General features: G+C 74.0%; 6 protein-coding genes, 1 pseudogene and 1 riboswitch. Of the genes and pseudogenes, 5 read left to right on the plus strand and 2 right to left on the minus strand.

What is annotated here, in order from left to right; genetic code table 11:
• The first annotated feature begins 18 nt into the window (after window positions 1-18).
• From ACFV2S_RS21190 to ACFV2S_RS21200, 3 genes are all read left to right on the plus strand, one after another.
• Entirely contained in the window at window positions 19-462 is a 444-nt protein-coding gene (locus tag ACFV2S_RS21190) for a DUF6325 family protein (RefSeq protein WP_383799845.1), read from the plus strand.
• Between the two features lie 80 nt (window positions 463-542).
• A complete protein-coding gene (locus ACFV2S_RS21195) occupies window positions 543-836 on the plus strand; it encodes an SHOCT domain-containing protein (protein ID WP_383799847.1) in 294 nt (97 codons plus the stop codon).
• A 102-nt stretch (window positions 837-938) separates the two neighbouring features.
• Window positions 939-2,825, plus strand: coding sequence for an alpha/beta-hydrolase family protein (locus ACFV2S_RS21200; RefSeq protein WP_385561200.1), 1,887 nt, complete (start codon window positions 939-941; stop codon window positions 2,823-2,825).
• A 31-nt stretch (window positions 2,826-2,856) separates the two neighbouring features.
• On the opposite strand, the gene ACFV2S_RS21205 is transcribed toward ACFV2S_RS21200, so the two are convergent.
• Window positions 2,857-3,639: a CPBP family intramembrane glutamic endopeptidase gene (locus tag ACFV2S_RS21205; protein WP_385561203.1), complete on the minus strand. Its 783-nt coding sequence runs from the start codon at window positions 3,637-3,639 to the stop codon at window positions 2,857-2,859.
• Between the two features lie 86 nt (window positions 3,640-3,725).
• The gene (locus ACFV2S_RS21210) at window positions 3,726-3,911 is read right to left on the minus strand and encodes a CsbD family protein (protein WP_383799855.1); all 186 of its coding nucleotides are present in this window, start codon (window positions 3,909-3,911) and stop codon (window positions 3,726-3,728) included.
• Window positions 3,912-4,119: 208 nt separating this feature from the next.
• Between ACFV2S_RS21210 and ACFV2S_RS21215 the strand changes: the two genes are divergently transcribed.
• On the plus strand, window positions 4,120-4,758 hold the full coding sequence (locus ACFV2S_RS21215) for an HdeD family acid-resistance protein (RefSeq protein ID WP_385561206.1): 639 nt from the start codon (window positions 4,120-4,122) through the stop codon (window positions 4,756-4,758).
• 97 nt (window positions 4,759-4,855) lie between these two features.
• Window positions 4,856-5,077: riboswitch (cobalamin riboswitch) on the plus strand.
• A gap of 162 nt (window positions 5,078-5,239) precedes the next feature.
• A pseudogene (gene metE / locus ACFV2S_RS21220) lies at window positions 5,240-7,549 on the plus strand (5-methyltetrahydropteroyltriglutamate--homocysteine S-methyltransferase); the annotation flags it as partial.
• Window positions 7,550-7,696 lie beyond the last annotated feature (147 nt).

The raw sequence follows: 7,696 nt of genomic DNA on the forward strand, positions 1-7,696 counted from the left end.
ACGATCAGAGGTGACGTTGTGACCGAGCAATTCGACGAGATCGGGCCCATCGACTACGTGGTGGTCGAGTTCCCCGGCAACCGCATGACGGGCGAGGGCTTCCCGCTCCTGGTCGATCTGGTGGACCGCGGCATCATCCGGATCCTCGACCTGATGTTCATCAGGAAGGACGAGGACGGATCGGTGACCGCGCTGGAGATCGCGGACTTCGACGGGGACGGCAATCTCGACCTCTCCGTCTTCGAGGGCGTCCAGTCGGGGCTGCTCGGGCAGGACGACCTGGAGGAGGCCGCCGAGGCCGTGGAGCCCGGCAACTCCGCCGGACTGCTGATCTACGAGAACGTGTGGGCCGCGCCGTTCGCCACCGCCCTGCGCCGCGGCGGGGCCCAGTTGGTCGCCTCCGGGCGCGTGCCCGTACAAGCCCTCCTCGCCTCGCTCGAAGCGGCCGAGGAAACGGCCTGACCCCCCTTGCCCCCGGCCACCGAGCCGGCGGGCCCGGAAGCCGTCCGGCGCCTTCGCGTCGGACACGAGAGGAGAACGCGATGCCAGGTCTACTTCGCGGAGTGGCCCGCACCGCGGTCGTCGCGGGTACGGCGACCGCCGTGTCCAACCGCGTGTCGCGCCGCCAGCAGGGACGATGGGCCGCCCAGCAGGGCTATGAGCAGCAGCCCGCCGAACCGCCGCCCGCCGCGGCTCCCCCGCCGGCGCCCGCCGCGCAGCCCGCCGACAGCATGGAGAGCAAGCTCGACCAGCTCAAGCAGCTCGGCGACCTCAAGGAGCAGGGCGTGCTCACCGAAGCCGAGTTCGAGGAGCAGAAGCGCAGGATCCTCGGCTGACCCCCTTCCGCGGCAGGGGCCGGGAGTCCGGCACACCGAGCGGGCCGAGTCCGGGTGGCGCGGCCCGTACGGCCCTGGGACCATTTCCCCGGGAGGTCACCCATGGCTCCTGACCCGCACGAACCCCCGCCGGAGGACGCTCCCGGCCCCGAGGAGCCGGAGCGTTCCCCCGCCGCCCAGGAACCGGAGCACTCCCCCGGCCCCGGGCAGCCGGAGGACACCCCCACCCCCCGAGAGCCGGAGGACTTCCCCGGCCCCGGGCAGCCTGGGGACACCCCCGCCGCCCAAGAGCCGGAGAGCTCCCCCGGCCCCGGTGAGCCGGGGGGCGGCGGTGCCGGGTCTGCCACCGGCTTCTGGGCGCGCCGTCGTTCGCTCCGCCTCACGCTCCCGGGCTGCTGGAGCGCCCTTCTCCTCGCCTGCCTCTCCTTCACCCCGTCGCTGCTCCCCCGCGGCGGAATCCTCCAGGGGCTGATCTGCGGCATCAGCGCGGCCATCGGGTACGGGCTCGGCGTGGTCGCGGCCTACGTGTGGCGGGCGTTCGCCGACCGGGAGGCCCGCGGCGCCTCCCCCCGGTCATGGCGGGTCCTGGCCGTCAGCGCCGTCGTCCTGTTCGGCCTGTCCTTCGGTCTCGGCCAGTACTGGCAGCACGAGATCCGCAGGCTCATGGGGGTCACCGACTACAACGTCCTGGCCACCGTCGCCTGCCCCTTCGTCGCCGCGCTCGTGTTCTGGCTGCTGCTGCAGGCGGCCCGGGGACTCCGGCGGCTGTACCGGTGGCTCGCCGGACTCCTCCGCCGCTGGATCGGACCGCGCGCGGCCCGGGTGGTCGGCTGGGTCGTCGTGGCGGGTCTGGCGTGGTCCGTCGTCAGCGGGGTCCTGCTGGCCGGCTTCGTGAGCACGGCCAACGAGGCGTTCTCCGTGCGCGACACCGAGACGCCCGAAGGCGTGCACCAGCCCACGTCGACGCTGCGCTCCGGCGGGCCGGGGTCGCTGGTGCCGTGGGACTCGCTGGGCAGGCAGGGCCGGGCCTTCACGGGCAGCGGCCCCACGGCAGCCGACATCGGGGCCTTCACCCACCGCCCCGCGCAGGAACCCGTGCGTTCCTACGCCGGACTCGCGACCGCCGACGACACCGAGGCGCGCGCCGAGCGGGCCGTCGCGGACCTCGTACGCGCCGGCGGCTTCCACCGCGCCAACCTGCTCGTGACGACCACCACGGGCAGCGGCTGGGTCGACCCCGCGGCCGTGGACTCCTTCGAGTACCTCGGCGACGGAGACTCGGCCACCGTGGCGATGCAGTACTCGTACCTGCCGTCGTGGCTCTCCTACCTCGTGGACCAGTCGAAGGCGCGCGAGGCCGGTCGCGAGCTCTTCGACGCGGTCTACGACGTCTGGTCCAAGCTGCCCCAGGACCAGCGCCCGCGCCTGTTCGTGGCCGGCGAGAGCCTGGGGTCGTTCGGCGCGGAGACGGCCTTCAGCGGCGAGTACGACCTGCGCAACCGCACGGCCGGCACCCTCTTCGCCGGTCCGCCGAACTTCAACACCCTGTTCCGCGAGTTCAGCGACCACCGCGACGCGGGAAGCCCGGAGATCGAACCCGTCTACCGGCAGGGGCGGACCGTGCGGTTCACCGACGACCCGGCCACCGGGATCCCTCCGACGGACGTGCCGTGGAACGGGACCCGGGTCCTGTACCTCATGCACCCGTCCGATCCGATCGTCTGGTGGAGCCCCGACCTGGCCCTGTCCGAACCCGACTGGATCGGTGAGGCTCCCGGCGGCGACGTGCTCGACGCGATGGTCTGGATCCCCTTCGTGACCTTCTGGCAGGTGACCGCGGACCTCCCGTTCTCCACGGGCGTGCCGGACGGCCACGGTCACACGTACAAGGCCGCGTACGTCGACGGCTGGAACGCCGTCATGCGGCCGTCGGGCTTCACCCCACAGGACCTGGACCGGCTGCGCGAGATCATCCAGCCGTCCCGCTGATCCCGTGCGCGCGGCGCGGCACGGCCCGCGGTCAGCGCAGCAGGAAGCCTGCGACGTAGCCGAGCGCGTTCACCGCCCAGTGCAGGCCCATCGGCGCCAGCAGGCTGTCGCTGCGGCGGCGCAGTTCGCAGAACAGGACGCCCGCCGAAGCCGTGAAGAGCACGGCCGCGGTGACCGCGACCGCGGAGCCGAGCGGAGACGCTCCGACGACGCCGGTCAGCGCGGGCTTCGCGGTCGCCAGGCCCAGGGACGGCAGGACGTGCCAGAGGCCGAACAGCAGGCTCGACACGGTGGTCGCCCAGACCGTCCCGCGGACCCGGCGCACCAGCCCGTAGAGGACTCCGCGGAACGCGACCTCCTCCACCAGGACGGTGCCGACGGGGACCACCACGAAGACGCGCACCATCAACGCGCCCGCGGTCATCCCGTCGTACCGCCGGTCCTCGAAGAGCGGGCGGGTGGCCGGGAGCAGCGCTCCGACGAGATAGACGGCGGCGACGATCCCGGTCAGGGCGGCCGCCCACCGGGCGCCGCGGGCCCGTGTCCCGGCCGCCAGTCCCGCGTCCGCCGGCGTGCCGCCAGCCCAGCGGAGCACACCCAGGAGGACGGCGGAGACGACGACGGCCGCGAGCAGGTGGAGGGCGCCGGTCCAGGTGTGCAGCAGCAGGTTGGCCGCCACGAGAACGGCGACGGTGAGGGCGACGGCCGGCCAGGTGCCGAGGGGCCCGCGCCACCGGCCCGGCGGCGGGTCGCCGGTGGAACGGCGGCTTCGTACGACGGGCCGGCGGCCGTCCTCGGGATCACGGCGGGACACGGGAGTGAGTCCGTCCTTCCGCTGCGCGGGATCGTTCCGCCCGTCCCTTCGGTCCCGGGCGTGGCGGCCGAGGGCGCGGTCGAGGGTTACGAGCGGTCCCGCTTGAGCGAGTCCATGATTCCCTCGGCGCGGTGCCGCACGCTCTTCGCCTTCTCGCGGAACCTGGCCTTCGCCTGGTCCGTCCTGCCCTCGGCCTCCAGGCGCTCGTGACCGGTGATCCTGCCGGCGATCTCCTTGAGCCTGCCCTTGGCCTTGTCCATGGCGTCGCTCATGCTCGCGACCCTCCGTCCGGTCGGTTCCCACCCTCCACGCTAGGTTCGGACGACCCCGGGTGCGCGTCGGCCGGGCCCGGCGCCGGCGCACCCGGTCCGGGCCTCCCGTCCGTGCCCGGCCTCGCCCCGTGCGCTCCTCACGAGGTGAGGCGGCCCCCAGACGATGGGTGCAGACTTGTACTGGACCCGGGGGACGGGAGGAGGACGCATGACCACTCCACAGGACTCCGCACCCGGCGCCGGCCCGCAGGGGACTCCCGCGGCCGACCCGGCGGATCAGCTGGCACGTCTCGGCCGTTCCTGGACCTGGCTCCTCGGCGCGGCGTTGGCGACCCTCGTACCCGGCATCCTGCTGCTCGTCTGGCCAGACGTCACCCTGCACGTCGTGGCCGTGCTGATCGGGCTCTACCTGCTGGCGATCGGCGTCTTCCGTTTCGTGTCCGTGTTCGGCCGCGACAGCGGCGACCGCGTGCCCGGCCTGATCGTGGCCGTCCTGTGCGTCCTCGGCGGAGTGCTGTGTCTGAGGAACCCGCTCCAGACGATCGCCGCGCTCTCGCTGATCGTCGGCGCCGTGTGGCTGGTCTCCGGCATCGTCACCCTCTACTCCGCCATCGCCACCAAGAACATGCCGCACCGCGGCGTCGTCATGGCCGTCGGGATCCTCGGCATCGTCGCCGGCATCGTGGTCCTGGCGCTTCCGACGGAGTCGGCCCGGGCCCTGACGCGGCTGCTCGGACTGTGGCTCGTCCTCCTCGGCCTGGCCGAGGCCGCGGTCGCCCTGGCCTGGCGGTCGGCCCTGCGCAGAGCGGGCATCACGGGCCGTGGAGCGTCCGGCCCGGGCACCTGATTCCGCGCGAGCGCCCTCGCCCCGACCCGAAGTGACCCCTCGTCGGTTTCGCGCCCGAATCCTGGACGTCGCTCGCCACCGGGCGATCGCGCGCCCTAGGGTGTCGTCTGCAGCTGGTTCGCCCCGTCCGCCAGGCGGGATGCGTCGTAAGAGGGAACCCGGTGGGAATCCGGGACTGCCCCGCAGCGGTGAGCGGGAACGACCGCCGTCATAGCACTGGGTCCGGACCACGGTCCTGGGAAGCGACGGCCAGTAGGTGTCCTCCACGAGGAGGGTGTGCCCGCGAGTCCGAAGACCTGCCCGTTGCCCGTACGCGGACGCATTCCGCGTACGGACATCCCGGTGACCTCGTGGGCGGGTCGGCGTACACAGCGAGCGGCACACGCGGCGTCCTCCGTCGGCGCGGTCCGTACGCTCTGGCGTTCCTTCGCGTCCACCCCGTCTCCGGGTGTTCTGGACACGTCTCGCGAAGGAGAGTTCCGTGACAGCGAAGCCCGCGGCCGCACGAGCCACCGTGTACGGCTACCCCCGCCAGGGTCGGCACCGCGAACTGAAGAAGGCCGTCGAGGGTTACTGGAAGGGCCGCGTCACCGCCGACGCCCTCCGGTCCACCGCCGCCGGCCTGCGTCGCTCCCACTGGCGGCAGCTGGCCGACGCCGGCATCCACGAAGTGCCCACCGGTGACTTCTCGTACTACGACCACGTCCTGGACACCAGCGTGATGGTCGGTGCCGTCCCGGCACGCCACCGCGCCGCCGTCGAGGCGGACGCGCTCGACGGGTACTTCGCGATGGCCCGCGGCACCCGGGACGTCGCGCCGCTGGAGATGACCAAGTGGTTCGACACCAACTACCACTACCTGGTCCCCGAACTCGGGCCGGACACCGTCTTCACCGCCGACTCCGCCCGGCAGGTCGCCGAGTTCGGGGAGGCCCTCGCGCTCGGGCACGCTCCCCGCCCCGTGCTGGTCGGCCCCGTCACGTACCTGCTGCTCGCCAAGCCCGCCCCGGGCGTCCCCGACGGCTTCGAGCCGCTGACCCTCCTCGACCGGCTCCTCCCGGTCTACGCCGACGTGCTCGCCGATCTGCGCGCGGCGGGCGCCGAGTGGGTCCAGCTGGACGAGCCCGCCCTGGTCCAGGACCGCACCCCGGCCGAGCTGGAGGCCGCCGCCCGCGCCTACCGCGAGCTGGGCGCGGCCACCGACCGGCCGAAGCTGCTCGTCGCCTCGTACTTCGACCGGCTCGGCGACGCCCTCAAGGTGCTGGCCGCGGCCCCGGTGGAGGGTCTCGCCCTCGACTTCACCGGCTCCGCCGCCGCGAACCTGGACGACCTCGCCGCGGTCGGCGGGCTGCCGGGCAAGCGGCTGGTCGCGGGCGTCGTCAACGGACGCAACGTCTGGATCGACGACCACCGGAAGTCCCTCGCCACCCTGGGCACCCTGCTCGGCCTCGCCGGCCGGGTCGACGTCGCCGCGTCCTGCTCGCTGCTGCACGTCCCGCTGGACGCGGCCGCGGAGGAGGACATGGACCCGCGGATCCGCCGCTGGCTGGCCTTCGCCCGCCAGAAGACCGACGAGGTCGTGACCCTCGCCAAGGGCCTCTCCCACGGCACCGACGCGATCAGCGCCGAACTGGCCGCCAACCGGGCCGCCCTCGCCTCCCGCGCCGGCTCCGCGCTCACCCGCGACCCCGCCGTCCGTGCCCGTACCGCCGCCGTCACCGACGCGGACGGCCGGCGTTCCCAGCCGTACGCCGAACGCTCCGCGGCCCAGCGGGCCCACCTGGGGCTTCCCGCGCTTCCGACCACCACCATCGGCTCGTTCCCCCAGACCGACGAGCTCCGCGCGGCCCGCGCCGATCTGCGGGCCGGCCGGATCGACGCCGCCGGGTACGAGGAGCGGATCAGGGACGAGATCCGCGAGGTGATCTCCTTCCAGGAGCGGACCGGCGTCGACGTGCTGGTGCACGGCGAGCCCGAGCGCAACGACATGGTGCAGTACTTCGCCGAGCAGCTGACGGGCTACGTCGCCACGCGGCACGGCTGGGTGCAGTCGTACGGCACCCGATACGTCCGCCCGCCCGTCCTCGCCGGGGACGTCTCCCGTCCCGGGCCGATGACGGTGCGCTGGACGACGTACGCCCAGGCGCAGACGTCCCGGCCGGTCAAGGGCATGCTGACCGGTCCGGTGACCATGCTCGCGTGGTCGTTCGTGCGGGACGACCAGCCGCCGGCCGACACCGCCCGGCAGGTGGCGCTCGCCCTGCGCGACGAGGTGGCCGACCTGGAGGCGGCCGGCACCTCGGTCATCCAGGTCGACGAGCCGGCCCTGCGCGAGACCCTGCCGCTGCGGGCCGCCGACCACGCGGGCTACCTGGCCTGGGCGACCGAGTCGTTCCGGCTCACCACCGCCGGCGTGCGGCCGGACACCCAGATCCACACCCACATGTGCTACGCCGAGTTCGGCGACATCGTCCGGGCCATCGACGACCTCGACGCCGACGTCATCAGCCTGGAGGCCGCCCGCTCCCACATGCGGGTCGCCGACGAGCTCGCCGCCCACGGCTACTCGCGCGAGGCCGGTCCGGGAGTCTGGGACATCCACTCCCCACGCGTCCCGGGCACCGCCGAGGCCGCCGCGCTCCTGCGCAAGGGCCTGGGCGCCATCCCGGCCGGGCGTCTGTGGGTCAACCCCGACTGCGGACTGAAGACCCGCGGCTGGCCCGAGACCCGCGCCTCCCTGGAGAACCTCGTCGCCGCCGCCCGCGAGGTCAGGGCGGAGCTGGGGGCGGCCGGGGACGCGGGGGCCGCCCGGCGCGGGGGGCGGGCGGCGCGGGCGCGGGGGGCGGCCCCGCCCGCCGGCGCGGGCCCCCCGCCCAGGGGGGGGCGGGGCCGGGGGCGCCGGCGGGCTGGTGTGTGGGGGTCAACCAGGGAGAGACGC

Origin of the sequence: Streptomyces sp. NPDC059695 (assembly GCF_042733785.1) — a bacterium.
GTDB lineage: Bacteria > Actinomycetota > Actinomycetes > Streptomycetales > Streptomycetaceae > Streptomyces.

Bases quoted from the DNA above. Each gene is read 5' to 3' on its own strand.
- ACFV2S_RS21195 (WP_383799847.1), top strand. From the start codon at position 543: ATGCCAGGTCTACTTCGCGGAGTGGCCCGCACCGCGGTCGTCGCGGGT.
- ACFV2S_RS21200 (WP_385561200.1), top strand. From the start codon at position 939: ATGGCTCCTGACCCGCACGAACCCCCGCCGGAGGACGCTCCCGGCCCC.
- ACFV2S_RS21210 (WP_383799855.1), bottom strand. From the start codon at position 3,911: ATGAGCGACGCCATGGACAAGGCCAAGGGCAGGCTCAAGGAGATCGCC.
- ACFV2S_RS21215 (WP_385561206.1), top strand. From the start codon at position 4,120: ATGACCACTCCACAGGACTCCGCACCCGGCGCCGGCCCGCAGGGGACT.